The organism is Alcanivorax sp. REN37, assembly GCF_041102775.1.
Taxonomy (GTDB): domain Bacteria; phylum Pseudomonadota; class Gammaproteobacteria; order Pseudomonadales; family Alcanivoracaceae; genus Isoalcanivorax; species Isoalcanivorax beigongshangi.
This window is the reverse complement of sequence record NZ_JBGCUO010000002.1, coordinates 171567-197859: the sequence shown is the minus strand read 5'-3', so window position 1 is coordinate 197859 and position 26293 is coordinate 171567. Positions and strand designations below refer to the sequence as shown.

23 protein-coding genes are annotated in these 26293 nt (G+C 65.9%); 6 read left to right on the top strand and 17 right to left on the bottom strand.

Annotated elements, in window-relative coordinates; all coding sequences use genetic code 11:
• Positions 1 to 3 precede the first annotated feature (3 nt).
• Complete coding sequence (locus AB5I84_RS12590) at positions 4 to 468, top strand: flavodoxin family protein (RefSeq protein ID WP_369456261.1); 465 nt, start codon at positions 4 to 6, stop codon at positions 466 to 468.
• 253 nt (positions 469 to 721) lie between these two features.
• Positions 722 to 1870, top strand: coding sequence for an alpha/beta fold hydrolase (locus tag AB5I84_RS12585; RefSeq protein WP_369456260.1), 1149 nt, complete (start codon positions 722 to 724; stop codon positions 1868 to 1870).
• A gap of 46 nt (positions 1871 to 1916) precedes the next feature.
• Here AB5I84_RS12585 and bioD read toward each other — a convergent pair whose 3' ends face one another.
• Genes bioD through bioB form a run of 5 tightly spaced genes read right to left on the bottom strand, consistent with a single transcriptional unit; the run spans position 1917 to position 6468 of the window.
• Entirely contained in the window at positions 1917 to 2564 is a 648-nt protein-coding gene (gene bioD, locus AB5I84_RS12580) for a dethiobiotin synthase (protein ID WP_369456259.1), read from the bottom strand.
• Positions 2558 to 3334, bottom strand: a complete 777-nt coding sequence (locus AB5I84_RS12575; RefSeq protein ID WP_369456258.1) for a methyltransferase domain-containing protein — start codon at positions 3332 to 3334, stop codon at positions 2558 to 2560. Before AB5I84_RS12575 ends, bioD begins: the two co-directional genes overlap by 7 nt.
• Positions 3335 to 3385: 51 nt before the next feature.
• Positions 3386 to 4192, bottom strand: a complete 807-nt coding sequence (gene bioH, locus AB5I84_RS12570; RefSeq protein WP_369456257.1) for a pimeloyl-ACP methyl ester esterase BioH — start codon at positions 4190 to 4192, stop codon at positions 3386 to 3388.
• Entirely contained in the window at positions 4189 to 5379 is a 1191-nt protein-coding gene (bioF, locus tag AB5I84_RS12565) for an 8-amino-7-oxononanoate synthase (RefSeq protein ID WP_369456256.1), read from the bottom strand. Before bioF ends, bioH begins: the two co-directional genes overlap by 4 nt.
• Before the next feature lie 6 nt (positions 5380 to 5385).
• Entirely contained in the window at positions 5386 to 6468 is a 1083-nt protein-coding gene (gene bioB / locus AB5I84_RS12560; protein ID WP_369456255.1) for a biotin synthase BioB, read from the bottom strand.
• A gap of 342 nt (positions 6469 to 6810) precedes the next feature.
• Here bioB and AB5I84_RS12555 point away from each other — a divergent pair, with 342 nt between their 5' ends.
• The 3 genes from AB5I84_RS12555 (at position 6811) to AB5I84_RS12545 (ending at position 8964) form a co-directional block, all read left to right on the top strand.
• Entirely contained in the window at positions 6811 to 7272 is a 462-nt protein-coding gene (locus AB5I84_RS12555) for a ComF family protein (protein WP_369456254.1), read from the top strand.
• Positions 7273 to 7339: 67 nt separating this feature from the next.
• Positions 7340 to 8020: a 2-phosphosulfolactate phosphatase gene (locus AB5I84_RS12550; RefSeq protein ID WP_369456253.1), complete on the top strand. Its 681-nt coding sequence runs from the start codon at positions 7340 to 7342 to the stop codon at positions 8018 to 8020.
• 158 nt (positions 8021 to 8178) lie between these two features.
• Positions 8179 to 8964 (top strand): glucosaminidase domain-containing protein, encoded by a 786-nt coding sequence (locus tag AB5I84_RS12545; protein ID WP_369456252.1) that lies wholly within the window; start codon positions 8179 to 8181, stop codon positions 8962 to 8964.
• Here AB5I84_RS12545 and AB5I84_RS12540 read toward each other — a convergent pair whose 3' ends face one another.
• Positions 8965 to 10005: a polysaccharide deacetylase family protein gene (locus AB5I84_RS12540; RefSeq protein WP_369456251.1), complete on the bottom strand. Its 1041-nt coding sequence runs from the start codon at positions 10003 to 10005 to the stop codon at positions 8965 to 8967. It lies immediately after the preceding gene.
• Between the two features lie 95 nt (positions 10006 to 10100).
• On the opposite strand from AB5I84_RS12540, the gene AB5I84_RS12535 reads away from it, so the two are divergent.
• Entirely contained in the window at positions 10101 to 10559 is a 459-nt protein-coding gene (locus AB5I84_RS12535; protein WP_369456250.1) for a YiiD C-terminal domain-containing protein, read from the top strand.
• A gap of 30 nt (positions 10560 to 10589) precedes the next feature.
• On the opposite strand, the gene hemE is transcribed toward AB5I84_RS12535, so the two are convergent.
• From hemE to AB5I84_RS12480, 11 genes are all read right to left on the bottom strand, one after another.
• A complete protein-coding gene (gene hemE, locus AB5I84_RS12530) occupies positions 10590 to 11651 on the bottom strand; it encodes a uroporphyrinogen decarboxylase (RefSeq protein WP_369456249.1) in 1062 nt (353 codons plus the stop codon).
• A gap of 122 nt (positions 11652 to 11773) precedes the next feature.
• Positions 11774 to 13183: an FAD-dependent oxidoreductase gene (locus tag AB5I84_RS12525; protein WP_369456248.1), complete on the bottom strand. Its 1410-nt coding sequence runs from the start codon at positions 13181 to 13183 to the stop codon at positions 11774 to 11776.
• Between the two features lie 16 nt (positions 13184 to 13199).
• Positions 13200 to 17663, bottom strand: coding sequence for a glutamate synthase large subunit (gene gltB / locus AB5I84_RS12520; protein WP_369456247.1), 4464 nt, complete (start codon positions 17661 to 17663; stop codon positions 13200 to 13202).
• Positions 17664 to 18026: 363 nt separating this feature from the next.
• Positions 18027 to 19640, bottom strand: coding sequence for an AAA family ATPase (locus tag AB5I84_RS12515; RefSeq protein ID WP_369456246.1), 1614 nt, complete (start codon positions 19638 to 19640; stop codon positions 18027 to 18029).
• Positions 19628 to 20707, bottom strand: coding sequence for a 3-dehydroquinate synthase (gene aroB, locus AB5I84_RS12510; protein ID WP_369456245.1), 1080 nt, complete (start codon positions 20705 to 20707; stop codon positions 19628 to 19630). The genes AB5I84_RS12515 and aroB overlap by 13 nt, the downstream gene beginning before the upstream one ends.
• Before the next feature lie 51 nt (positions 20708 to 20758).
• Positions 20759 to 21277, bottom strand: coding sequence for a shikimate kinase AroK (gene aroK, locus AB5I84_RS12505; RefSeq protein ID WP_369456244.1), 519 nt, complete (start codon positions 21275 to 21277; stop codon positions 20759 to 20761).
• Between the two features lie 9 nt (positions 21278 to 21286).
• Positions 21287 to 23398: a type IV pilus secretin PilQ gene (locus AB5I84_RS12500; protein ID WP_369456243.1), complete on the bottom strand. Its 2112-nt coding sequence runs from the start codon at positions 23396 to 23398 to the stop codon at positions 21287 to 21289.
• Positions 23399 to 23419: 21 nt separating this feature from the next.
• On the bottom strand, positions 23420 to 23950 hold the full coding sequence (locus AB5I84_RS12495) for a pilus assembly protein PilP (protein WP_369456242.1): 531 nt from the start codon (positions 23948 to 23950) through the stop codon (positions 23420 to 23422).
• Positions 23951 to 23961: 11 nt separating this feature from the next.
• The gene (locus AB5I84_RS12490; protein ID WP_369456241.1) at positions 23962 to 24654 is read right to left on the bottom strand and encodes a type IV pilus inner membrane component PilO; all 693 of its coding nucleotides are present in this window, start codon (positions 24652 to 24654) and stop codon (positions 23962 to 23964) included.
• Complete coding sequence (locus tag AB5I84_RS12485; protein WP_369456240.1) at positions 24651 to 25214, bottom strand: PilN domain-containing protein; 564 nt, start codon at positions 25212 to 25214, stop codon at positions 24651 to 24653. Before AB5I84_RS12485 ends, AB5I84_RS12490 begins: the two co-directional genes overlap by 4 nt.
• Positions 25211 to 26278, bottom strand: coding sequence for a pilus assembly protein PilM (locus AB5I84_RS12480; RefSeq protein ID WP_369456239.1), 1068 nt, complete (start codon positions 26276 to 26278; stop codon positions 25211 to 25213). Before AB5I84_RS12480 ends, AB5I84_RS12485 begins: the two co-directional genes overlap by 4 nt.
• Positions 26279 to 26293: the final 15 nt, after the last annotated feature.

Genomic DNA, 26293 nt, shown 5'->3' with positions numbered 1-26293 from the left:
GCCATGAAGACCCTGCTGGTGGTCGCCCACGCGCCGTCGGACAACACCCGGCGGTTGCGTGACGCCGCCGCGCGCGGCGCGGCCCACCCGGATCTGGCAGGCAGCGTGCAGGTGCGCACGCTGTCCCCGCTGGAGGCCGGCCCTGACGACGTGCTCGCCGCCGACGGCATTTTGCTCGGCACCCCCGAGAACCTCGGTTACATGAGCGGCGCCCTGAAAGACTTCTTTGACCGCAGCTATTACCCGCTGCTGGAACGCACCCAAGGGCTGCCCTGCGCGCTCTACATCCGCGCCGGCCATGACGGCACCGGCACCCGCCGGGCGCTGGACAGCATCCTTACCGGGCTACGCTGGAAATTGGTGCAGCCCCCGCTGCTGTGCCGCGGCGACTGGGACGACCAATTCCTCAGTCAATGTGAAGAACTTGGCCTGACGCTGGCCGCCGGACTCGACGCCGGCATTTACTGAACGCCGCCGCGCAGCACTTGATCCCTCCCTGCCCGAAGCCCCATCCAGGTGCCGCCGCACCGCACCCTACTTTGCTGCGTGACATTGCAGCGGCCCCGCCCACATACCTAGCCGACTGCCATCGCGGTTCCGCCACATCGCCGTTAGGCGGTTTGCCATCGGCACGCCGGCGCGCACGGGCGTCGCCGCTGCCAAGGGTCGCACCCGAGAGCCACCCTACACTGCCGAGCTTGCTCATTCGGGGGACCGCAGCATGACCGCTTCACTTCGACACGCTTGGGACAACGGCCGCGCCTGGTGGCGCCGCGACCCGGACCTGATCCAGGCCGAACGCACGCCGTGGCAGGTCATCCACCAACACCAATGCGTCACCCTGCGCTATTACCCGCCGCTGGCCGAGCGCCACATCGATGTCGACGGTATTCAGGTGGCGGTGGCCGAACAGCCGCTGCCAGTCCCGCTGGTGTTGGTGGCGCCGCTGGCCGTGAACATGCGCCTGTACGACCTGTTCCCGCACCGCAGTCTGGTACGCTACTTGCGCGCCCGCGGCTTCGAGCTGTACCTGATCGACTGGGGCCGTCCCGGCAGCGCCGAGAACCATTGGCACTTCGATACCTATCTGTCTGAGCTGATGCCAGAGATGCTGGCCGCGGTGCGCGCCCACAGCGGCCAGCAACAGCTGTCGCTGCACGGCTGGAGCTTCGGCGCCATGTTCTCGCTCGCTTACGCTGCCCTCAGCGGCGACCCGGACTTGCGGGGACTGGCACTGCTTGGTGCGCCGTGCGATTACCACGCCAACGGCCCGCTGGGGCAGCACTATCAGCGCCTCAGCCGCACCCTGCGCTGGTTGCAGCAGCGCACCGGCTGGCACATCCACCGCGCCCCACGCCGGCTGCTGCGCTCACCGGGCTGGGCCAATGCGCTGGCATTCAAACTCACCGCGCCGGTGGCCACCGCGCAGAGCTACCTGGAGCTGCTGCGCAACCTCAGCGACCGGGAGTTTGTCAGCACCCACGCCACCAACGCAGCGTTTCTGGACGACATGGTGGCCTACCCCGGCGGCATCATGCAGGACGTGGTGCGCTACCTATGGACCGACAACGTGATGGCGGCCGGCCGCATGCCGGTACGCGGCGAACCGGAGCGGCTCAGCAAGGTGCGGACGCCGCTACTGCTGGTGATCGGTCGGGACGATGTGATCATCACCCGTGACTGCACGCTGCCGATCCGCGATCGAGTCGGCAGTGACGATGTCGAAGTGCTGGAGGTGCCCGGCGGGCACATGGGGATTCTCGGCGGCAGCAGTGCACCGCAGCAGATCTGGCCGGCGGTGGCCGATTGGCTGGCGGCCCACAGCCAGTTGCCGGAACAAGTCGTTCCAGCCAGCAATCAGGTGGTCTGACACGGGTGGGCGGGCGCTAACCGAGCGCTCGCCCACTAAGCTCTCTTCACCAATGCCACTGCGGCGCCGGTAGCCGCGCGCGCAGCGTGGCGATGTTGTCCGCCGACGCCGCCATGGCGGTGCCCGGCATTTGGTTCGCCACCCAACCGGCCAGTATTAACCCATCGGCCGCGATCGCCTCGGCGGTGAGCAGCGCATGGTTGATGCAGCCCAACTGCAACCGCACCACCAACACCACCGGCAGCGCCAACACCCGCGCGAGATCGGCCAGTGTCTCGCTGTCGTTGAGCGGCACCCGCCAGCCACCGGCCCCCTCCACCAGCGTCAGCCCCTCGGTGACCGCTAAGTGGCCCGCCAAGTGCTGCTGTAATTGCGCCACCGTCACAGTGCGGCCGATCGCGGCCGCGGCGAGGTGGGGCGACAGCGGCGCCGGCAACAGCACCGGATTGACGCTGTCGTAAGCGAGCACATTGCCGGCCGCCTGTTGCAGCGCCAGCGCATCACTGTTGCGCCATTGGCCCGGCGCCACCTCCACATCAGCACCGGCCGCCACCGGCTTGAAGCCACGCGCCGGTTGGCCGGCGGCGCGGGCGCGCTGCAACCACTGGCTGCAGACCCAGGTCTTGCCGACCTCGGTGTCGGTGCCGGTGACAAAAAAACGGCCGTGCAGCGGCAGCGGGCGAGCAGTCAGCATGGTGTCAGTACCGTGTAGAGCAGTTCCCAGGTCAGCGGCAGCCCTTGTGGCTGACGCTGTTGTTCGTAGGCCGCTACCATGGCGCGATAGCGCGACGGCGGCAGCAGCCCGGCGCGGGCACGACCGGGCACATAGTGGGCGCCGGTGGCGCGCTGGCGCTGGCCCACCGCGGCTACCGACGGATAGAACTCGCGCACCTGCGCCTGATGCCAATGTTCCGGCGCCCAGCCGCCGGCGGCAGCCGCCGCGGCCCAATCGTCCCGGCTCGGCAGCGGGTTCACATGCACATCGTCATCCACCGCGGCCCACGCCTGCTGCAGTTCCGCGAGGCTGCCCGCCACCGGCACGCACAGCGCCAACAAGCCGTCCGGCGCCAGCACCCGGCGCAACTCCGCCAGCAACGCCGGCAGCTGCGGGCACCATTGCAACGCGAAAGACGAGTACAGCAGCTGCACCGAGCCGGCCGCCAGTGGCAGCGCGCGAGCATCAGCGCACAGCGGCGTGAAGGCGGCGTCGAAACGGCCGCGTTGGCGGCCTTCCTCCAGCATCGGCAACGACAGATCCAGCGCCAGCCAGCGCAGGCGCGGGCACTGCCGCTGCAACCGCTCTGCCACGGGTCCAGTGGCGGCGCCCAGATCGACGCCGATGCCGGCGGCCTGCTCCGGCAGCAGCGACAGCAAAGTACGCGCTGCCGCCAGCTGAACCTGGGCGTGGTGATCGTAATCGGCAGCAGCGCGGCCGAAATGGGCCGCAATGCGGGCGGCGGTCATGAGGCTCTCCCGAACTACAAACGCAGGGGCGGCGCCATACCGCCAGCAGGCTCAGTCGAGCCGTACCCCGGCGTGGCGATAGAAGTCCCACACCGCATCCATGAACAGCGTCGGGTGGGATAGGAATGGAACGTGGGCGGTATCAGCCAACAGCGCATGGAAGCCATCCGGCCGCAGCGTCTGGTGCGCCGCCAGAGCGCTGGCCGGCACCAGATGATCGTGCTCGCCAAACAACATGCCCAGCGGCTGCGACACTGCCGGCACAACAGCGCGCAGGTCGGTGCCAGCGAGAATTTCCAGCCCGCCGCGCAGTGCCCGCCCGGCCGGCAGTCCACAGAAGTAGAGAATGTCTTTCAGCTTGCGCACATCGTCCTGCACCGTCGGACTGCCTTTGCAGTTGAGCGCCAGGAAGCGGATCAGAGTGCCATTTTCATCCTCCGCCAGCAGCGCGCCAAAGCGCTCCAGCAACGCCGGCGCCATGGCGTGCGGCCAGTGCTCGGCGGCGGTGAAGCGCGCTGAAGTACCCACCGTCAGTACCGAGCGCACCTGCTGCGGCCGCTGCTGCGCCAACGCCAGCGCCAGCAGGCCGCCCAGCGACCAGCCCAGCACATGGGCCTGCGCCGGCATCACAGCGCTGACCTGCTCGACCAGCAATTCCAGCGTGTAAGGTGCGGACGGCAGCGGGCTTTGTCCCATGCCGGGCAGGTCGATCACGGTGACTTGGAAGTGCTCCAGCAGCGCCGGCATCACCTCGTCCCAGACGATCGAATGCAGGCCCCAGCCGTGCAGCAGCACCAAGTCGCCGCCGGGGGCGCCGCCGGTGCTGCGGTAGATGTTGTGGAATGGCTGCAGTGTCATCGGCTCTCGCTCGCTGCGGGGCCGGGGGATGCCAGTGCGCGCTCCAGTGCGGTCAGCAATAACCGCACGTCGGCCAGCTCATGGCTGGCGCTCAGTGTCACCCGCAGGCGCGCGGCGCCATCGGGCACCGTTGGCGGCCGAATCGCACCGACCAACAGGCCGGCCGCTCGTAGCCGCTGCGCCACCTGCAAAGTGCGCCGATCATCCCCCAGCACAATGGGCTGGATGGCGGTGTCGGAACCGGTTGGCGGCAAACCGAGGTCGGCCAGTCCGCGCTGGAACTCCGCACCGAGGGCGCGCAGCTTATCACGCCGCCACGGCTCGGTTTGCATCAACGTCAGCGCGGTCAACGCCGCACTGGCCAGCGCCGGCGGCAGCGCAGTGGTGTAGATATAAGGGCGACTAAACTGGATCAGGTAATCGATCAGCGCCTCGTCACCGGCCACGAACGCCCCATAAACGCCCAGCGCTTTGCCGAGTGTGGCCATATGCACGGCCACCTGCTGCGGCGCCACCCCGGCGGCAGCGACACTGCCAGCACCGTCGCTGCCGAGCACACCGAAACCGTGGGCGTCATCCACCATTAGCCACGCATTGTGGCGTTCCGACGCCGCCGCCAATGCAGCCAGCGGCGCCACATCGCCATCCATGCTGAATACGCCGTCGGTCACCACCAGCCGGCGCGGCGCCGACGATGTCGCCAGCCATTCGCCCAGCGTGGCGGCGTCGTTGTGCGGGTAACGGCGAAACCGGGCGCCGCTGGCCAGCCCGCCGTCCAGCAGCGAGGCGTGGTTGAGTCGATCCTGGAACACCGCATCGCCGCTGCGCAGCAGCGCGGTAAGCACGCCATAGTTGGCCATATAGCCGGACGAAAACAGCAGTGCGCGCGGCTGCCCCACGGCATCCGCCAACGCGTCCTCTAGCGCTTGGTGCACGCTGCTGTGGCCACACACTAGGTGCGAGGCACCGCTGCCGACACCGTGGCAGGCCACGCCGCGCTGGAAGGCCGTGCGCACCCGCGCATCGCTGGCGAGGCCGAGGTAGTCGTTGGAGGAGAAGTTCAGCAGCCGCTCGCCGTCCACGTCGGCCCAGCGGCCGCAGGGCGCCGCCTGCGTCAGCCGGGTGCGGTAGCGCTGCGCCTGCTGGCGCGCCACCAAGGCGGCGCGCAGTTCCGAAAAGTCAGCCATCGTGACTTAGGCCCGAGGCGACATCACCGCTTTGGCGGGACGCTTGTCCAGCGCATCGTAGAACAGCGGCGCCGGCGCCGGTTGCTGGCGCGCCGATTCGCTGTCAGCACGCGGATCGAGCGGGTGAATGCCGAGACGTTCGAACAGTCGCTGATCGTGGTCCGCTTCCGGGTTGTCGGTGGTCAGCAACCGATCGCCGTAGAAGATCGAGTTGGCTCCGGCCATGAAGCACAGCGCCTGGGTTTGGTCGTTCATTTCCTGGCGGCCGGCGGACAGGCGCACATAGGACGCCGGCATCAGAATGCGCGCCACCGCGATGGTGCGCACGAATTCAAATGGGTCGAGGTCTTCAGTGTCCGCCAGCGGCGTGCCCTCGATCTTCACCAGCATGTTGATCGGCACCGATTCCGGGTGCTGCGGCAGGTTGGCCAGCTGTTGCAGCAGCCCGATGCGGTCGGCGCGCTGCTCACCGAGGCCAACGATGCCGCCGGCGCAGATTTTCATGCCGGCATCGCGCACGTGGGCCAGCGTGTCCAGGCGCTGATCGTAGCTGCGGGTGCTGATGATCTGGCCATAATATTCCGGCGAGGTGTCGAGGTTGTGGTTGTAGTAGTCGAGCCCGGCATCGGCCAGCGCGCTGGCCTGATCGCCGCTGAGCATGCCCAGCGTCATGCAGGTTTCCAGCCCCAGCGCTTTCACCTGGCGCACCATCTCCAGCACATAGGGCATGTCCTTCTCACGCGGGCTGCGCCAAGCGGCGCCCATGCAGAAACGGGACGCGCCCTTGTCACGGGCGGCGCGCGCTTCTTCCAGCACCTTTTCGATCGCCAGCAGCTTTTCTTTCTCCAGCGCCGTGTTGTGGTGGCCGGATTGGGAGCAGTACTTGCAGTCTTCCGGACAGGCGCCGGTCTTGATCGACAGCAGCGTCGAAACTTGCACCGCATTGGGATCGAACCAGGTGCGGTGCACACTGGCGGCCTGGAACAGCAGGTCGTTGAACGGCAGCTCGAACAACGCTTGGATTTGCGCCCGCGTCCAGTCGTGGCGCAGGGCAGAAGACGCCGGGGCAGCGGCGGCAGAAGCGGACATCGGGGTCTCTCCGGGACAACTAGAATGCCCGCAGCCTAAAACTGCCGCCCAACCACTGTCAACGCCGCACTCATGTCAAAAGTTTACACAAGGATATTATTTGATCTATTTGCCGCGCGCTGTCCCAGCTGTCGCCAGCCGCTGGCCGGGTCCACGGGCCTGTGCCGCAGTTGCCGTCAGCGACTGGCGGCACTGGCACCGGATGCGCTGTGTCGCTGCGGCCTGCCTCACCGCGGCGGCTGGGCACTGACGGCGGCCCCGGCGCCAGCGCCCAGCCGGCAGTCAGCGCCTTGGTGCCAACGCTGCCCCTCACCGCCTTTCACCGTGGTGCGCAGCGCATTGGTGTACCGCTTCCCTCTCGACCGACTGTTACAGCGTTATAAGCAGCACCAACAGCTGTCGGCCGAGCCAGCGCTGGAGCAGGCATGGCGGGAAGCGCTGCGGCGCTGGCCGGTGCCCTGCGGCGCGCAGCTGGTACCCATGCCGCAACATTGGCGCCGCAGTGTGCGCCGGGGCTTCCACCCGGCGGCGCGGTTGGCGGCGTGGGCGGCCGCGGAGCATGACCTGCCGGTGTGCGCAGCGCTGCTACTGCGGCGGCCTTTGGCCATCCAACACCGCCTCAATCGCGCTCGCCGCCAGCAGAATCTAGCCGGCGCACTGGCACTGCGACGATCACTGTCGGGCCCGGTGATCCTGGTCGATGACGTGGTCACCACCGGCGCCAGTGCTCGGGCGGGCGCCGAAGTGCTACGTCGCGGCGGCGCCACCAGCGTCACAATCTGGTGCCTGGCGCGCACACTGTGAGTGGCAGCCATCGCCGTAACCGGCGAAGATGGCCCGCTATCGACAGCCACTCCGCGAGTTTGAGTCTGTGAACATCGACATCGTGCAAGGGCACTTCCCCCCGCCCAACCCTGACGGCGCCACCGTAGTCATCGACGTAATCCGCGCGTTCACCACCAGCTACTACGCGTTCTGCAACGGCGTACGCACCATCTACCCGGTGGCCACCCCGGAAGCCGCCTTTGATCTCAAGGCCGACCATCCCGACGCCCTGCTGGCCGGCGAAATCGACGCATTGCCAATTGCTGGTTTTGATTTCGGCAACTCACCGTGGGAAATGCAGCACGCCGACCTGGCCGGCCGGCCGCTGATCCTGCGCACCACCAACGGCGTGATCGCCACGCTCAATGCGTTCCCTTGCGCCCACCTGTTTGTGGCCGGGCTGGTGAACGCCGATGCCACCGCGGAGGCCATCGCCGCGCTCGGTGTCGATCAAGTGGTGCTGGTGGCATCCCACCCGACCGGTGATGAGGATCTGGCCTGCGCCCAGTACCTGCGCGGCCGCCTCGGCGGTGACGGCATCAGCCTCGATGAAGCGGTGCAGCGCACCCGCGACGCCCGCGCCGCACGCAAATTCCTGTCTGGCGACCACCCGCGTTTGCGGGCGGCCGACATCGAGCTGGCCGCAACCCCGGTGGAGACCGCCTTTGCGCTGCGTGTGCACAGCGGCGATCCGCTGCAGATTCTGCCGGAGCCACGCTCCGCTTGAACCGTCGCCCCCCGCTCCCGGCGCCCGCCGGAGCGGTGTTATGATGCCTGCCATGGCGCCGTCGGGGGATGGCGCCATGCAGTAAAACAGGCCCCAAGGGCCACCGCGCATCTTGCGCTTGCCGGCGCTGCCGGTTTGTTGATTTGAGGCTGTCCACCATGACCCTGTTGCTGTCCCGCGCGCTGGCGCTGCTGCTGGCGGCTGCGCTGGTGCTGACCTGGGCGTTGCTGCCGATTGTGTTGCATCGCGCCAGTTTAGCACCGCCGCCCCCGGCCACCGAGCCGGTCGCCCCGCCCACTGATGCGGTGGCGCTACGCAAAAGCCAATTCATCGAGCAGATGCTGCCAGCGATCCAGGCCAATAACGCCGCCCTCCACCACCAACGTAGCCAACTTGAAGCGCTCGCTGCTCGCCACGCACGCGGCAAGCGCCTGCGCCGTCACGAACTGACGCAGCTGCAACAATGGGGCGAAGCCTATCGGCTGGAACTGCCAGACAGTGGCCCCAACTCAGAGTGGTTTGCCGCCCTGCTGCAACGGTTGGATATCATCCCCGCCTCACTGGCGTTGGCACAGAGCGCGCTGGAATCCGGCTGGGGCCAGTCGCGGTTTGCGCTGGAGGGCAACAACTTCTTCGGCCAATGGTGCTTCAGCCCCGGCTGCGGCATGGTGCCGGCCCAGCGTCCGGCGGGGGCGCATTACGAGGTGGAGCGATTCCCATCGCGTGATGAAGCGGTGCGGCGTTACATGCTCAACCTCAATAGCCACCCGGGGTACGCCGAATTGCGCGCTCAACGCGCGGCGCTGCGGGCCGCCGGCGAACCACTGTCGGGCCGGCAGCTGGCAGAAGGGCTGTCACGTTATGCCGAAATCGGCGCCGACTATGTCACCCAGATTCGCCTGGTGATCCGCGCCAACCATTTCGAAGACTACCCAGACTTCTGATCACTCCGCCGGCCACTGGCCGCCGCTGCGGCGCAGCCACAGGTGCGAGTGCCAGTGGAAGCGGCCGCCACCGGCCGCCGCGGTGCAGTTGACCAAAGTGCGGCCGGCCGGCAGATCAGCAGCCGGCGTGGCCCGCAGCTGCACCCGCTCGCCGTCTAACTGCCAGCGCTGCTCCATGGCGTTGCCGGCGAAGCACTGCACTCGGCCCTGCCACGCACGCGGCAACGTCAGCACCAGTTCTGGCCGCGCCACGTCAGTGACCGGCGATGCCGGCGCAACCACCGACACCATCCACGGCAGCGCTCGCACCTTGTCCCCCAGCGATGACCAACCGGCGTAGTGGCGGTTGACCGGGATACGCGGCACATCCTGCCAATCGACACCGGCATCCAGTGCACCGCTGCGCTGGGCGAAGCCGAGGTAGCCGTGCTCGGCCAGCAATTCACGCACCATGCCGTCGTGCTCGCCATAGGGATAGGCCAGGTAGCGTGGCGGCGCGCTGCCGAGCCACGCCGTCAACTGTGCTTGGCCTTGCTCAATGTCTGCCCACACCAGAGCGCGCCAGTCCGCCTCGGTGACCTGCTGCGGGCGGCGAATCAGATGGCGATGGCTGGCGGTGTGATTGACCAACAGGTGGCCTTCGCGGTGCAGCTGCTGCAGTTGGGCTACCGTCATCATCTGCCGCCCCTGACCCACCGCATCAGTGGCCACGAACACGGTCGCCGGCCAGCCGTATTCCGCCAGCAGCGGCCGCGCGTTACGAAAGATGCTTTGGTAGGCGTCATCAAAGGTGATGGCCGCCAATTTGCGGCTGGCCGGGGCGCCGTCTTGCACCGCCGCCACCAGCTGGTCCAGCCGCAGCACGTCGAACCCTTCGGCCTTGAGCTGTGCCAGATGCCCGGCGAACTGCTCCACCGTCACCGACGTGGCAGCTGGCGTGTCCTCCGCCACATGGTGATACAGCAGGATCACTGCCGCCGTAGCGCTACCGCTCCAAATCCAAAGTGCGCACCCCAGCACTGCCGCCAACCCGCGTCCCATTGTTGTGTCTCCCTTGTCGTTTTCGGTCACCCGACTGCGCCGTCACGGCTGCTAGCATCGGGTGTTTCTGTAATGGTTTGCCGAGGAGTCCCCCAATGGCGATGAGCCCCGAACAACTGGAACACCTGAAAGCCGCCGCCGGCAATTTCTTCCCGTTTGTGTCGCGCTGCGAAGTGGTGACCGAAAGCCTGGCATTCGGCCATTGCCGCATGCGCATGCCGCTGGCACCCAACATCAACCACATCGGCACCATGTATGCCGGCGCCTTGTTCACGCTGGCGGAGCTGCCCGGTGGCGTGCTCTATCTGGCCAGCTTCGATACTCAGCGTTTCTACCCGATCGTCAAGGATCTGCAGATCCGCTTCCGCCGCCCGGCACGCAGCGATGTAACGGTAGAGGTGAACATGGCAGCGGACGAGATCGCACGCATCCAAACCGCCGCTGATGCGGACGGAAAATGCGACTACGAATGGGAATGTGAACTCAAGGATGCCGACGGCGAAGTGGTGGCGCTGACCCGCAACCTCTACCAGCTGCGCCGCATCGGCAGTTGACGCCCGCGCCGGACGGCGCGGGCATCCGGTTCAGCGGGCGCTGAACTCGTGCACGGCTTCGATGAAGGCCCCGGCGTGCTCCGGCTTCACATGCGGGGTGATGCCATGGCCGAGGTTGAACACGTGGCCCGGGTGCGGGCCAAACTCATCGAGGATGCGCTTCACTTCTGCGCGGATGGCAGACGGCGAGGCGTACAGCACCGCCGGGTCCATGTTGCCCTGCAGCGCCACCTTGTCACCGACGCGGCGGCGCGCTTGGTCCAGCGACTGGGTCCAGTCCAGCCCGAGCGCGTCACAACCGGTGGCAGCCATGGATTCCAGCCACAGGCCGCCGCCTTTGGTGAACAGAATCACCGGCACCCGGCGCCCGTCGTGCTCGCGGATCAGACCGTCGACGATCTGCTGCATGTAACGCAGCGAGAACTCTTCATAGGCGCGCCAGCCGAGCGCACCGCCCCAGCTGTCGAAGATCTGCACCGCCTGGGCACCAGCACGGATTTGTGCATTGAGGTACTCGGTGACGGTATCCGCCAGCTTGCCGAGCAGCGCGTGGGCCAGCTCCGGGGTGCTGTAGATCATGTCCTTGAGGTGGCGGAAGTCCTTGGAGGAACCGCCTTCCACCATGTAGGTGGCCAACGTCCACGGGCTGCCGGAGAAGCCGATCAGCGGCACGCGGCCGTTCAGCTCGCGGCGGATGGTGGACACTGCCCGCATCACGTAGTCGAGATCGCTCTCCACCTTCGGTGACGGCAGTGCGGCGATGTCCGCTTCGGTGCGCACCACTTTGCGGAAGCGCGGGCCTTCGCCCTCTTCGAAGTACAGCCCCAGCCCCATGGCATCCGGCACCGTAAGGATGTCGGAGAACAGGATGGACGCATCCAGCGGGAACCGTTCCAGCGGCTGCAGCGTGACCTCACAGGCCAGCTCGGTGTTCTTGCACAGGTCCAAGAAGGAGCCGGCGCGGGCACGGGTGGCACGGTATTCCGGCAGGTAACGGCCTGCTTGGCGCATCATCCACACCGGGGTCATGTCCACCGGTTCGCGGGCCAATGCGCGCAGAAAGCGGTCGTTCTTCAACTCGGGAAAACTCATGCATCGATTCCTCAAGCAAGGGCCCGTCGGGGGGCCACCTTGGGCGCAGCGGCGGGCGCTGCGGCGTACGGACCCGGCATGATACAACAAGGCCCGCCAGAGCGGGCCTTGCCGATCATCGGTCAGACGTCGAGAAAGTCGAGAATGCCCTGCGCCGCACGCCGGCCCTCGTCGATGGCGGTCACCACCAAGTCGGAACCGCGCACCATGTCGCCGCCGGCAAACACCTTGGCGGCGCTGGTCTGGAACGGGAACGCCTGCTCCGCCGGCGCCAGCACGCGACCGTCGTCGGTCAGAGACAGACCATGTTCGGTCCACCACGGCGCTGGGCTGGGACGGAAACCAAATGCCAGAATCACCGCATCTGCCGGCAGGATCTCCTCGGAGCCGGGCACCGGTTCAGGCCGCCGGCGACCGGCCGCGTCCGGCGCGCCCAGCTGGGTTTGCACCACCTTGACGCCGACCACTCGACCGCTTTCAGTGACCACTTCCACCGGCTGGCGGTTGAACAGAAACTCGACGCCTTCCTCGCGGGCATTGGCCACTTCACGGCGCGACCCCGGCATGTTGTCGGCATCACGACGGTAGGCACACAGCACGCTGTCAGCGCCCTGGCGGATCGCGGTACGGGTGCAGTCCATGGCGGTGTCACCGCCACCCAGTACCACCACGCGCTGACCGGCCAGATCGGTGCAACGCTGGTCGAAGCCGAGGTTACGGCGCACATTGGACACCAAGTAAGGCAACGCCAAATGCACGCCCTCGGCGTCCTCACCGGGAAAACCGCCGGTCATGGAGCGGTAGGTCCCAAGGCCGAGGAACACCGCATCAAATTCCTCCAGCAGGCTGGCAAAACTGCGGTCGGTGCCGATCTCCACGCCCAACTCGAAACGCACGCCCATGCCTTCAAACAACTCGCGGCGGCGGCGCATGACGCCTTTTTCCAGCTTGAATTCGGGGATGCCAAAGGTCAGCAGGCCGCCGATTTCCGGCTGGCGATCAAATACCGTCGGCCGCACGCCATTGCGGATCAGCACATCGGCGCAGGCGAGACCGGCCGGGCCGGCGCCCACCACCGCCACACGTTTGTCGGTCCACACCACGTTGGACAAGTCCGGCGCCCAACCCATCGCCAGCGCGGTGTCGGTGATGTACTTCTCCACCGCACCGATGGTGACCGCGCCGAAACCACTGTTGAGGGTGCAGGCGCCTTCGCACAGCCGGTCTTGCGGGCACACGCGGCCGCACACTTCCGGCAGCGAGTTGGTCTGGTGCGACAGCTCCACCGCCGCCAGCAAGCTGCCCTCTGCCACCAACTTCAGCCAGTCGGGAATGTAGTTGTGCACCGGGCACTTCCACTCGCAATACGGATTACCGCAGGCCAGACAGCGGTGGGCCTGGCCCGCGGCCTGCTGCGGCGCCAGCGGCGCGTAGATTTCCGCGTACACCTGGCGCCGGGTGTCAGCGCTTTGCTTGGCCGGGTCCTGCCGCGGCAGGTCGAGGAACTGGAACGGGTTATTGAGTCGTTGCATCGCCGTTGTCCTCCTGTCAGGCCGGGTTGGCGTGGGTGCTTTTCAGCAGTTGCGCCAGCTGCGCGGCTTTCGGTGTCACCAGCCACACTTTGCGGCTCATGGCGTCGAAGTCGCCCAGCAGTTGGCGGCCCCAGCTGCTGTCGGTTTCCGCCACGAACTCGCGCAGGATGGTGCGCAGGTGCGAGCGATAACCTTCCATCGGTTCGGTGCTGATGCGGTGCAACTCGATCAGCTCCGGGTTGATGCGGTTGAAGAAGCTGTTGTCCAAATCCAGCACGTAGGCGAAGCCGCCGGTCATGCCGGCACCGAAGTTGTAGCCGGTGGGCCCCAGCACGGTGACGCAGCCGCCGGTCATGTATTCGCAGCAGTGATCACCAGCGCCTTCCACCACCGCCAACGCGCCGGAGTTGCGCACCGCGAAACGCTCGCCAGCGCGGCCGGCCGCTAACAGCCGGCCACCGGTGGCACCGTACAGACAGGTGTTGCCAACAATCGGCGCCTCGTTGCTGCGCCAAGCGCTGTGCTGCGGCGGCCGGATCACCAATTTACCGCCCGCCATGCCTTTGCCGACGTAATCGTTGGCGTCGCCCTCCAGATACAGGTGCAAGCCGCCGGCGTTGAACACGCCGAAGCTCTGGCCGGCGGTGCCGACGCAGCGCACCGTGATCGGTGCTGACTCCATACCCAGATTGCCGTAGCGGCGCGCGATCTGGCCGGACACCCGTGCCCCGATGGAACGGTCACAGTTGCTGACGCGGTAATGGAACACGCCGCCGCTGCCGCTCTCCAGCGCCGGCAGCATCTCCTGCACCATTTGCGCCGCCAGCAGCCCTTCATCGAACGGCGGGTTGCGCGGCGTCTGGCAGTATTGCGGCGCGTCCAGCGGGATGTGGTCGTTGGCGAGTAGCGGCGACAGGTCGATGCGGCCTTGGCGCGGCGTATCGCCGGGCAGTTGCCGCAGCAGATCGGTGCGGCCGATCAGCGCCGCCAACGACGGCACACCCAGCCGCGCCAACCACTCACGCACGTCGCGGGCGACAAAGCGGAAGTAGTTCATCAGTGCTTCCGGGCCGCCATGGAAGTGCTGGCTACGCAGGTCCTCGCGCTGGGTGGCGACGCCGGTGGCGCAGTTGTTCAGATGGCAAATACGCAGATATTTGCAGCCCAGCACGATCATCGGCACGGTGCCGAAACCGAACGACTCGGCACCGAGAATGGCGGCTTTGATCACATCGAGGCCGGTTTTCAGGCCGCCGTCGGTTTGCAGCCGCACGCGATGACGCAAACCATTCAAACGCAACGCCTGCTGCGCCTCGGCCAGCCCCAGCTCCCACGGCGAACCGGCATGGCGGATCGAGGTGATCGGTGATGCCGCGGTGCCGCCGTCATAGCCGGAGATGGTGATCAAGTCGGCATAGGCCTTCACCACTCCGGCAGCGATGGTGCCGACACCGGGCTCAGATACCAACTTCACGGACACCAACGCCTGCGGATTGATTTCCTTTAAGTCGAAGATCAACTGCGCCAGGTCTTCGATCGAATAGATGTCGTGGTGCGGCGGCGGCGAGATCAAGGTCACCCCCGGCACCGCGTAGCGCAGCCGCGCGATCAAGCCGTTGACCTTGCCGCCCGGCAACTGACCGCCCTCGCCGGGCTTGGCGCCCTGCGCCACCTTGATCTGCAGCACCTCGGCATTGACCAGGTACTCCGGCGTGACACCGAAGCGGCCGGAGGCAATCTGCTTGATCTTGGAACTGCGCTCGGTGCCATGGCGGGCCGGGTCTTCGCCGCCCTCGCCAGAGTTGGAGCGGCCGCCGAGCTGGTTCATGGCGATGGCAATCGCCTCGTGGGCTTCCGGCGACAGCGCACCCAGCGACATGCCGGCGGAATCGAACCGCAACAGGATGTCGCGCTCCGGCTCCACCTGTTCCAGCGGCAGCGGCTGCTGGGCCGGCTGCACCGCCAGCAAATCGCGCAGGGTCGCCACCGGCCGCTCGTTCACCAACGTCGCGAAGCGTTGATAAGCGAGGTAATCCCCACTGTTCACGGCCTGGTGCAAGGCCACGACGACGTCCGGGTTGAAGGCGTGATACTCCTGCCCCGGCATGTATTTGAGCAGCCCGCCCGGCGCCACCGGCTGGCGCGGGCGGTAAGCGCGCTGCTGCAGCGCGGCAAAGTCCGCTTCGAAATCCTCGAATCCGGCACCGCCGATACGGCTCGGTAGACCGGGGAAGCAGCGCGCCACCAATTCCGCATCCAAACCGATGGCTTCGAACAGCTGCGAGCCACGGTAGGAAGCGATAGTGGCAATGCCCATCTTGGACATAATTTTCAGCAGCCCTTTGTTGATGCCTTTACGGAAATTGCGCTGCAAATCCACGCTGTCGCCAAGCAGTTCACCGCGCGCGAGCATGTCGTCGATCAGGTCGTAGGCCAGGTACGGATGGATGGCGGTGGCACCAACGCCGAGCAGCACCGCGAAGTGGTGCGGGTCGCGGGCGCTGGCGGTTTCCACGATCAGGTTGGCATCGCAGCGCAGTCCGGCGTTGATCAGATGATGGTGCAGCGCGCCGGTGGCCAGCGCCGCCGGCAGCGTGTACTTGTCCGGGCTGACACCCCGATCAGACAGCACCATCAGCACCTCGCCGCTGCGCACTGCTTGCTCGGCCTGCTGGCACAGTGCGTCCAGCGCGGCCGCCATGCCCAGTGACGGCGAGTAATGCAACGACAGCCGCTGGTGGCGGTAGCCGGGCCGCTGAATGCTCAGCAGCGCGGCGAACTTGGCCTGCGACAGCACCGGCGTGGACAGGATCGCGCGATCGGCATGTTCGGCGCTTTGCTCGAACACATTGCGCTCGGCACCGACACAGGTTTCCAGCGACATCACCACCGCTTCACGCAGGGGATCAATGGGCGGGTTGGTGACTTGGGCAAATTGCTGGCGCAGGTAGTCGGTGAGCGGGCGCTGTTTGCGTGACAGCACCGCCATCGGCGTGTCATCGCCCATCGACCCCACCGCTTCTTGGCCGCCTTCCGCCAGCGCCCGCAGCAACTGGTCGCGCTCTTCATGGCTGACTTGGAACAGCTTTTGGTACACCGCCAGCTCGGCGCCAACCAAGGCGTCTGGACGCGCAACGCCGCTGTGCTCGTAGTCAGCCTCGATGCGCAGCGCATGATCATTGAGCCAGTGGCGGTAGGGCTGCGCCGCCTTCAGCCGGTTGTCGATGGCCTCGGTGCCGAGCAGTTCGCCGGTGAGGGTATCCACCACCAGCATTTCGCCGGGGCCGACCCGGCCTTTGCTGCGTACCCGCTCCGGCGCCACCCGATGCACGCCAATCTCCGACGACAGCGTGATCAGATCATCGTCGGTGATCATCCAACGCGCCGGACGCAAACCGTTGCGATCAAGCATGCACACCGCGTGGCGGCCGTCGGTGAACACCAGCCCGGCCGGGCCGTCCCAGCTTTCCATGTGCATTGAGTTGAATTCGTAGAACGCGCGCAGGTCGGCGTCCATGGTTTCCACGTTCTGCCACGCCGGCGGCACCAACATGCGCGCCGCCCGGAACAGGTCCATGCCGCCCAGCAGCAACCATTCCAGCATGTTGTCGAGGCTGGACGAATCAGAACCGCCCAGGTTCACCAGCGGCGCCATCTCAGCCACCGGCGGCAACAGTTCGCTGGCCAGTTTCGGCGTGCGCGCCCGCGCCCAGTTGCGGTTGGCAGAGATGGTGTTGATCTCACCGTTGTGGGCCAGCAACCGGAACGGCTGCGCCAGCGGCCAGCGCGGCAGGGTGTTGGTGGAAAAGCGCTGGTGAAACACCACGATGGCCGTAGCCATGCGCGGATCGCCGAGATCCGGGTAGAAGCGCGCCAGGTCGGCGGGCATCATCAGCCCTTTGTAGCTCAGCACACGGCTCGACAGCGAGCACACATAGAAGGTCTCGTCACCCGTCAGCGCTTGCTCCATGTAGCGACGTGCCACCAGCAGCGCGCGCTCCAGCGCCACCCCACTGAGGCCATCAGCAGCCGCCCACAGCTGTGCAAATGCTGGCAGACTTTGGCGTGCGATCGGGCCTAGGCAGTCTGGATCGGTGGGCACTTCGCGCCAGCCCAGCAGCTGCAGCCCAGCGCGCTCAAGCGCGGCGGACACCGCCTGCCGCTGCTGTTGCTGCCGCAGCGGCTGCGGATCCAGAAACAACATGCCGACGCCGTAGGCGTCACCCAACGCAATACCCTGCTCATCGGCACAAGCGCGTAGGAACGCATCCGGTTTCTGCAACAACAGCCCACAACCATCGCCGGTGCGACCATCGGCATTGATGCCGCCGCGGTGGGTCATGCAGCCCAACGCGGCCATCGCGCTGGTCAGCACCTCGTGGCTGGCTTCCCCACGCAAATGGGCGATCAGGCCGAAACCGCAGTTATCCCGTTGGCTGTGCGGGCCGACCAGACCCGCTGCATAGTTGCTGTGCTGCATGAATCCATCCTCGCTTGAAAGTACGGCGGGCCGATGCGCCAATGCGGTGCATCCCGGCCTCCAGCGTGCACCACGATGGTGCACCTGACGTTGCCGAGGCGGAGCGGACACTGCCCCGAGCGCTGTGACAGCCGCCCGAGACAGGCCCGCGCCGGCGCCCCCAGTCCCGCGACGGTTGCGGGGGCACGCCAGGGTGGTGCAAATATCGGGCCTGATTCGGGCTCATGCCCCAAAAAAAAGCGTGCAGCCGGTGACGGCGGCCGCCCAGCATCGGGCAGGAAGGTGACAACCTGAAGGAAAGGCCGGGCCGGATCACCCCGGCCGCCCTGATTCAGGCAACCCAAGGCGTCCGGCCCGGAGATCTCAGCGCAGCTCGCTGTGAATGGAACGCACCGGACGCGGGAACGGCCCGGCGGCACGCAGCGGCGCTGGCAGCGCGGCACGACCATCGAGAGCAGCGGCGCGATCAGCATAGGGCCCGGCCATGACCAAGAACACGGTGCGACCGTTACGCTCGGTGCGATAGTAAGCGCCCTGTTTCAGACCCAGTTGATCGACCACCGCGCGGGCCGCGTCTTCGGTGGCGGCCAACGACACTTGCAGCATCCACTGGTCGGCCGGCACGGCCATCAGCCAGTCGGCGCGACGGTAGCCAAGGTCGGCTTCCAGACCGGTGAGCTTGGGCGGCTCCGCCACCCGCAGCACGCTGCTGTCTTCGCTGCTGCTCTCGGCCGCAGCACTGGGCGCTCGCTCAGGTGCGGCCGGTGCCGGCGTCGCTGGAGCCGGGGTCGGAGCCGGCGTTGCAGGCGCACGCGGGGCCGGCGCCGGTGTCACCGGAGCGGGCGTAGGGGCGGGTGCTGCCGGCTGGCGTGGGGCGGGCGCGGGAGCGGGCTGCGCCGGCGTCGGGTCCGGGGCAGACTGGGTCGGCGCGGGCGTCGGAGTGCGAGGCGACGCGGCCGGGGACGTCGTGGCCGGTTCACGCGCAGCCGCGGCTGAACTGGCGCCGGTACTGTTGCTGCCGGCACTACTGCCCGGTTCACGGGTGCGGTGATCCGATTGGTGGCGCCACTCGTTCAAGTCCACCCGCGGCTGCTCCGGGCCGGCTTCGTCCACCTCCTGGCCGTCGGCGGACGCCGCATCAACGGTGGCGGCCACGTTGCGCTCCGGCAGCGTCAGTTGTTGGCTACGCGGACCGCTGGCGTCATCGTCTCCGCCTCGGGGCCAAAACAGTGCCACCAGCACCACCAACCCCGCCACTGCCGCCAAGTGTTTCCACGGCCAGCGCCGGCCACGCAGCCACAGGGCGCCGGCTTTGGCGCGATCCGCCAAGGCGCCCTCAAAGCCGAACGGCGCCGCTGCGGCCTCCGTCGGACTGTCTTCAAGCAAACGCCCCGGCCAGCCTTCGGCGGCAGCGCAGCGCGCTTCCGCGTCTTCGTCAGACAGGGTTTCGCCGGTGACGATGGCGAGAAAATCAGCGCATTCAGTGGCATCCAGCGGCGCCAGCGCCAGTTGTTCAGTGACCGCCAGATTGGCAGCGGCGGCCTGGTCCAGCAGCGGCGGCTCACCGCCCAGCAGCACCGCAAAGTGTTTGCCCAGGTGCTCACGCAGAGTGGTGATGGCGTCCAGCGCGTCATCCGCCATGGCATGGGCGTTATCGATGATCAGCGCCAGCGGCTCGGTAGCCAGCGTCCGCTCCAGCGTGGCGGCGAAATCTTCCTTGCTGACATCGAAGTAGGTCAGCAGCGCGCGCATGATCACCGCGCGGCTGGTGACTTCGTCACCGTCCACGCGCACCACTGCGGCATTGTCCACCAGCGCCATGGCGGCTTCGCCCAGTAAGCGGGACACCCCGGCGCCTTCCGGCCCGGTGACCAGCACCAGACCGCCTTTGAGTCCGGCCTCAGTGAGCGCATCCAAATGCTCAAGGCGGCCAGCGCCGGTGTAGAACGTGAACTGATCTGCTTTCAATGCTGACACGATTGCTCCAACAGGCGCTCCAGCACCTGTACGTCGAATTGATCCGTCACCACCGCTGCACCAATACCCTGCAGCAGCACCAGCCGCAGTTGTCCATCGAGGACTTTCTTGTCGAGCGCCATCAGACTGCGGAAGTCTGCGGCGGTCATGCTCCCGGGCGGCGTCAGCGGTAGCCGCGCCTGCTCCAGCAGTGCCCGAATCGGGGCCAATTGCTCCGCTGGCATCCAACCCAGCATCTCCGACATCTGCGCCGCCATCATCATGCCGGCGCCGACCGCTTCCCCATGCAGCCACAGACGATAACCGGTCGCGGTCTCAATGGCATGGCCGAAGGTGTGGCCGAGATTGAGCAGCGCGCGATTGCCTTGTTCGGTTTCGTCTTCTGCCACCACGTCCGCCTTGTTGCGGCAGCTTTCCAGAATCGCTTTCGACAGCGCGCGCGGATCACGCGCCATCAACGCCGTGATGTTGGACTGCAACCAGCGGAAAAATTCCCGATCGCGGATCAGACCGTACTTGATCACCTCCGCCAGGCCGGCGCTGAGTTCGCGTTCTGGCAAGGTGCTGAGCACATCGGTATCGATCAATACCGCACGCGGCTGGTGGAAGGCGCCGATCATGTTCTTGCCGCGCGGATGGTTGACGGCGGTCTTGCCGCCCACCGAAGAATCCACCTGCGCCAGCAGCGTAGTAGGTACCTGCAGGAACTCCACCCCGCGCTGGTAACAGGCGGCAGCGAAGCCAACCATGTCACCGACCACGCCACCGCCGAGGGCGATCAAGGTGGTGGTGCGGCTATGGCGCTTGGCCATCAGGGTGTCGAAGATGCGTTCCAAAGTGTCCAGTGTCTTGTGCTGCTCACCGTCCGGCAGCACCAGCGTGTCCACCCGCAGGCCGGACAGGCTGTCCACCACCCGCTGCAAATACAGCGGCGCCACGGTTTCGTTGGTCACCACCAGTACTTGGCTAGCGCGCACATGCTGTTTGAGCAACCCGGAGTCGAGCAGGCCCGGGCCGATATAGATGGGGTAACTGCGCTCGCCGAGCGCCACGGTCAAGGTGTGCATAGCTCCTCCTGCAAGCGGCCATTATCAATGGCCGGGCAGACGGAAGAAAGCTCAGGCCGGTTCGAGGCAGGCCAATACCTGTTCAGCCACCTTGCGCAGGTTGCCGGAGGTGGTGGGAATGATGTGATGGGCCACGTCGCGATAGAGCGGATCGCGCACCGTCATCAGCGCTTCGAGTACCGCCGCAGGATCGGCGGTCTGCAACAGCGGACGGTTGCGGTCATGACGGGTGCGGGCCAGCTGCACGTCCACCGGTGTCCACAGATAGAACACCCGCCCGCGTTCATGCAAATGGCGCCGATTGCTGTCCCGCAGCACGGCACCGCCGCCGGTGGCCAGCACGATGCCGGGCTCTTGGGTGAGGTCGTCGATGACCTCTTCCTCACGGCGGCGGAAGCCTTCTTCGCCTTCCATGTCGAAGATCCAAGGGATGTCCGCGCCAGTGCGCTCGACAATCACCTTGTCGGCATCCAGAAACGGCCAGCCGAGCTGCTGCCCCAGATATTTTCCCAGTGTGCTTTTTCCGGCTCCCATGGGGCCGACCAGAAATATCGAGGGCAAGCGGCTCATTCGGTCCTGTTACTGTTGTGCGTAGGTCTCTTTCAGCAGACGCGGCGTGATGAAGATCAACAGCTCTTGCTTCTTGTCCGTCGCGTAGTCGCGGCGGAACAGGCGTCCGATCCACGGCAGATCACCCAGGAACGGCGTCTTGTCCACCCCTTTGGTCTGCGCGTGCTGGAAGATACCACCAAGCACCAGTGTTTCTCCATCATTGACCAGCACCGTGGTCTCCACGCGGTTGGTGTCGATGCTCGGCACCCCGGCAATGATGTTGCCCACTGAGTCATTGTTGATCTTCAGCTCCATGATGATGCGGCCTTCTGGAGTAATGCGCGGCGTCACTTCCAGACGCAGCTCAGCTTCCACGAACGATACCGAGGTGGCGCCACTGGACGAGGCTTCCTGGTAGCCAATCTGCGTACCGGAAGCGATCACCGCCGGCTGCTGGTCTGCGGTCAGCACCTTCGGCGTGGCCACTACCTCGCCCTGCCCTTCCGCCGCCAGCGCCGACAATTCCAGCTCCAGAATGCCGCTGGAAATATCCACGAACCCGAGCGAGAAGCGGGTAGCACGGGCATCCTTGGCGCCCAGGTCCACCACCATATCGCCGGGGCTTTCCACTTCGATTTTGTCGCCGTTCATGACGCCGGTGCCGAAGTTAAGCGCGTTGCTGGCGCCGCCGGTGAAGCCGAAGCCACGGCCACTGGTGGGCGCACGGTTGGTGAACGCCATCCCCCCCCAGCGGATGCCGAGTTCGTCGGTGAGGTCGTTGGAGGCGATCACGATGCGCGCTTCGATCAGCACCTGCTGCACCGCCACATCCAGCTTTTCCACCACGTCGCGGATGCTTTCCAATTTACGCTCGGTGTCCTGAATGATGAGGGTGTTCGTACGCTCATCAACGCTCACCGAGCCGCGCGGCGACAGCAGCGAGGCATCAGCTTGGCTGCCACCCTGGTTGCGGATCAGGCGCTCCAGGTCCGTCGCCCGCGCGTAGTTGATGCGCACATACTCGGTGCGCAGCGGCGCCAACGTTTCCAATTGCGCTTTGTTTTCCGCTTCCAGCTTCTCTTGGGCAGCAATTTCATTGGCCGGTGCCACCAGCAGCACGTTGCCTGCCTGGCGCTTGTCCAAGCCTTTGGTTTTGAGAATCAGGTCAAGCGCTTGGTCCCACGGCACGTTTTCCAGCCGCAGGGTGATATTGCCCACCACGGTGTCAGATACCACCACGTTGAGATCGGTCACTTCAGCAATCAGCTGCAGCACCGCACGCACTTCCACTTGCTGGAAGTTCATCGAGATGCGATCACCGGTGTACAGGTTCGCTTCCCGCCGGCGGGTTTCCGCTTCGTGCTTGGTCAGCGGTTTAACGCTGATGCTGAATTCGTTATCGGCTTGGTAGGCCAGATATTCCCAGGTGCCGGTGGGCTCGATCACTACCAGCGTGCCGTCACCGTCGCGGCGGGCGTCGACGAAGCGCACCGGGGTGCCGAAGTCGGTGACATCCAAACGCCGGCGCAGGTTGTCCGGCAGCTTGGCGCCAACGAAGCGCACCTGGATACGGCCACCTTCTTCACGCACATCCACCGGGGTGGCGCTGTTGCCCAGCTGTACCACCACGCGGCCTTCGCCTTCATTACCACGGCGGAAGTCCACATCACGCACTTGATCGCCACGGGCCGCCGGCGCGGCCGGAGTCTCGGCGCCGGAGAACGCCGGTCGGCTCTCCCCGCCCAGTGTCACCACCAATTCCTTGCCATCAGCGCGGGTGTCGTAACCACCGGGCTGCGCCAAGCTAACAATCATGCGGGTACGATCGGCCGCTTCCACCACCGTCAGGCTGCGGGCATTGCCCTGACCAAGGTTGATATGGCGCTGACGCACTTCGCTCTTGGCGCCGACCAGATCCAGCGCAATGCGCGCCGGCCGCTCAATGGTGTAACCGCGCACTTCCGGCGGCGTCTCATCAAAGCGCAGTCGCAGTTCCAGCTTGCCCCCCGGCAGCTCCACATGCCGCACGTCCTGCAGGGTCACGGCGGACGCCGCCATCACCTGCATACCGCCGACGATCCCCAGCAGCCAGGCCAAGGCGGCCCGGCGCACCCCGTTGTTCTCGCGCATGCTTTTCATCTCTGCCTTCCCCAGCCTGTTTTATTCCGACAGCATGATCACGCGGGGCCGCTCCACCCAGCCGCCCCGCCCGTCGGGTATGATTTCCGTCACCGCCACATGGCCTTCATCCAGCGCTGTAATGCGGCCGTGGTTTTTCCCCAGAAAATGTCCCACCTGCACCCGACTGATATTGCCGAGGCCATCGCGAATCAGTGCCTGCATCGGTTTGCCCTGCGGGTTCATCGACCCCACCATACGCAGCACGTCGAAGTTGAAATCCTCCAGCGGCTCGCGCAGCCGGTTCAGATCCGGCTCCACTGCTATGCCGTCCTGCTGCTCTTTCTCAGGCTCCACCGCCAGCCGAAATGGCTCACGCAGCAAGTGGGCGCTGTAAGTGTAGAGGGCGATCGGTTTGAACTCCGGCGGCGGCTCGATGCGCCCCCGCACATCCGCGCGGATGCGTTGGATCTCGTCACGCAAAGTGCCAAGGTCCGCCGACTCGGAACAACCGCTGAGCAGCGTCGCCAGCAGCACCACAGCGGCGCCATGTTTGAGAGTTGTCACATTCATGGTTTTCCCCCTCAGCGGCGCCGGTTATTGCGCGATGTGTTGCGCGGCGGTGCCGGCGGACGCTCCGCGTAGCGGTAGGTCTTGGCGGTGATTTTCATCACCAGCGGCTGACTGGCGGCGTCACGGGCGTCCTTGTCGCGGCCTCTAGCCGGCTGCGGCAGGATGCTGAAGTCGTGCAGCGTCACGATGCGCGGCAGCGCCGCCACACCGCTGACGAACGCGCCCATGCCGTGATAGGAGCCGGTCACCTCGATCTGGATCGGTAGCTCAACGTAGAACTCCTTCTCCACTTCCGCGGCCAGCGCAATGCGCTCGAATTCCAAGCTGCTGCCGAGACCGGTGTGGGTGATGTCTTCCAGCAGGCCCGGCACCTCGGTGTCCTTCGGTAGCTGTTGCACCAAGCTTTCCAATGACGCGCTCATTTCGGTGAGCTGCTCACGGTACTGCGGCAGGAAATGGGCGCGGTGGGCCTTCTGACGCAGCTGCGTCATCAGCGACTGCTCTTGGTCCTGTGCCCGCTCCAAGTCTTCATAGAGCGACGTGATCGACAGCATGTAGCCGAGGAATACCACTGCCGCCAACACCAGCACCGCAGCCGCGGCCTTGGCCGCCACCGGCCAGCTGCCAACGTTCTCGAAATCCAGTTCCTGCAGTTTCTGGAACAGTTCGCCGATATCGATGTTCTTCAATTCCGAGGCTTTCATTTGGCGTCCTCCTCGGCCTTGGGCGTGCTCTGGCTGACCCGCAGTACGAAGTTGCCACGCTCGCCTTCACGCTCGGCGGCGATATGCACCAGGGTGGCGTTCTTGAACCAGTCCGACGCATCCAAGTTGCGCATCAAGCGCGACACGTGGCTGTGCGAATCAGCGGTGCCCTTGAGCGTGAACTGGCTGCCTTGGCGGGTGACCTCGGTGTAAAACACGCCTTCCGGCAGTGTGCGCACCAACTGGTCGAACACGTACACCACACTGGGGCGGTTACCCTGCAGTTCCTGGATCACCTTCATCCGCTCGACCAAGTCGTTGCGGGTTTTCTCCAGCTCGTCGATTTCAGCGATCTGCTGGTTCAGCTCACGGATTTGGCCTTCGATGATCTGGTTGCGCTGGCCTTGGTGAGCAATCTGCCCATCCACCGCCGAACTCCAGACGAACCAAATGGCAGCGCCGAGGCCGGCCGCCAGCAGCAGCAGCAAGATGAACTCCTGCTGGCGCTTCTTGCGCCGTTCCTCACGCCACGGCAGCAAGTTAATGATGGTGGTCTTCATGCGTCGAAGCTCCTCAAGGCCAGCCCACAGGCGATCAGCAGTGCCGGCGCATCATTGGCGATGCTGGCTGCACTGACCTTGTTGGAGAGCGTCATGCCGGCGAACGGATTGGCCACCGAGCAACTGGTGCCGACCCGCTCCTGCACCCGCTCAGCAAGACCGGCAATGGACGCCGTGCCACCGGCCAGCAGGATGTAATCGACGTGGTTGAATTGGGTGGAGCCATAGAAAAATTGCAGCGAGCGGTTCACTTGCTGCACCACCGCGTCCATGAACGGCTGCAGCACCTCCGGGCCATAATCGTCGGGCAGTTCGCCAGTTTTCTTCGCCAATCCGGCTTCTTCCACCGACAGCCCGTAGCGGCGCTGGATGTCTTCGGTCAGCTGTTTGCCGCCGAACACTTGCTCGCGGGTATAGACGGTGCGGCCGCGGTGCAATACCGACAGCGTGGTCATGGTGGCGCCGATGTCGATGATAGCCACGGTTTCCAGCTCGGCGGCATGCGGCAATTGCGGCAGCAGCAGCTGGAACACCCGCTCGATGGCGTAGGCTTCCACATCCACGCCGCCAGCCTTGAGGGTGCCGATCTCGATGCAGTCCACCCGCCGCTGCACGTTCTCGGTGCGTGACGCCACCAGCAGCACTTCGACGCGGGCGGGGTTATTCTCCAGCGGCCCCAGCACGCTGAAATCCAACCGCACCTCGTCCAGCGGGAATGGGATGTATTGGTCCGCTTCCAGACGGATCTGGTCTTCCATCTCGCCTTCCGACAAGGAGGCGTCCATTTCCAGCACTTTGGCCGTCACCGCAGACGCCGGCACCGCCACTGCAGACAGCTTGGTACTCGGCTTGGCACGCGAAACCAGCCGTGAGAGAGTTTCGCCCACAGCGACTTCGTCGTGGACTGTCTTCTCGACCACGGCGTGGGCAGGAAGTGGTTCGACGCCGTAACTGTCGACCCGATACCGGTCCCCGTTTTTGCTCAGTTCCAGCAGCTTGACGGCCGTGGTACTGATGTCGACCCCCAGGACCCTATGGGCCTTTTTTCGTAGCAAAGGCAGCACGTTCGTCGTCCCGAA

What these genes read in the sequence shown, in the direction of transcription:
- AB5I84_RS12590 (WP_369456261.1), top strand. Translation starts at nt 4, where the DNA reads ATGAAGACCCTGCTGGTGGTCGCCCACGCGCCGTCGGACAACACCCGG.
- AB5I84_RS12585 (WP_369456260.1), top strand. Translation starts at nt 722, where the DNA reads ATGACCGCTTCACTTCGACACGCTTGGGACAACGGCCGCGCCTGGTGG.
- bioD (WP_369456259.1), bottom strand. Translation starts at nt 2,564, where the DNA reads ATGCTGACTGCTCGCCCGCTGCCGCTGCACGGCCGTTTTTTTGTCACC.
- AB5I84_RS12575 (WP_369456258.1), bottom strand. Translation starts at nt 3,334, where the DNA reads ATGACCGCCGCCCGCATTGCGGCCCATTTCGGCCGCGCTGCTGCCGAT.
- bioH (WP_369456257.1), bottom strand. Translation starts at nt 4,192, where the DNA reads ATGACACTGCAGCCATTCCACAACATCTACCGCAGCACCGGCGGCGCC.
- bioF (WP_369456256.1), bottom strand. Translation starts at nt 5,379, where the DNA reads ATGGCTGACTTTTCGGAACTGCGCGCCGCCTTGGTGGCGCGCCAGCAG.
- bioB (WP_369456255.1), bottom strand. Translation starts at nt 6,468, where the DNA reads ATGTCCGCTTCTGCCGCCGCTGCCCCGGCGTCTTCTGCCCTGCGCCAC.
- AB5I84_RS12545 (WP_369456252.1), top strand. Translation starts at nt 8,179, where the DNA reads ATGACCCTGTTGCTGTCCCGCGCGCTGGCGCTGCTGCTGGCGGCTGCG.
- AB5I84_RS12540 (WP_369456251.1), bottom strand. Translation starts at nt 10,005, where the DNA reads ATGGGACGCGGGTTGGCGGCAGTGCTGGGGTGCGCACTTTGGATTTGG.
- AB5I84_RS12535 (WP_369456250.1), top strand. Translation starts at nt 10,101, where the DNA reads ATGGCGATGAGCCCCGAACAACTGGAACACCTGAAAGCCGCCGCCGGC.
- hemE (WP_369456249.1), bottom strand. Translation starts at nt 11,651, where the DNA reads ATGAGTTTTCCCGAGTTGAAGAACGACCGCTTTCTGCGCGCATTGGCC.
- AB5I84_RS12525 (WP_369456248.1), bottom strand. Translation starts at nt 13,183, where the DNA reads ATGCAACGACTCAATAACCCGTTCCAGTTCCTCGACCTGCCGCGGCAG.
- gltB (WP_369456247.1), bottom strand. Translation starts at nt 17,663, where the DNA reads ATGCAGCACAGCAACTATGCAGCGGGTCTGGTCGGCCCGCACAGCCAA.
- aroB (WP_369456245.1), bottom strand. Translation starts at nt 20,707, where the DNA reads ATGCACACCTTGACCGTGGCGCTCGGCGAGCGCAGTTACCCCATCTAT.
- aroK (WP_369456244.1), bottom strand. Translation starts at nt 21,277, where the DNA reads ATGAGCCGCTTGCCCTCGATATTTCTGGTCGGCCCCATGGGAGCCGGA.
- AB5I84_RS12500 (WP_369456243.1), bottom strand. Translation starts at nt 23,398, where the DNA reads ATGAAAAGCATGCGCGAGAACAACGGGGTGCGCCGGGCCGCCTTGGCC.
- AB5I84_RS12495 (WP_369456242.1), bottom strand. Translation starts at nt 23,950, where the DNA reads ATGAATGTGACAACTCTCAAACATGGCGCCGCTGTGGTGCTGCTGGCG.
- AB5I84_RS12490 (WP_369456241.1), bottom strand. Translation starts at nt 24,654, where the DNA reads ATGAAAGCCTCGGAATTGAAGAACATCGATATCGGCGAACTGTTCCAG.
- AB5I84_RS12485 (WP_369456240.1), bottom strand. Translation starts at nt 25,214, where the DNA reads ATGAAGACCACCATCATTAACTTGCTGCCGTGGCGTGAGGAACGGCGC.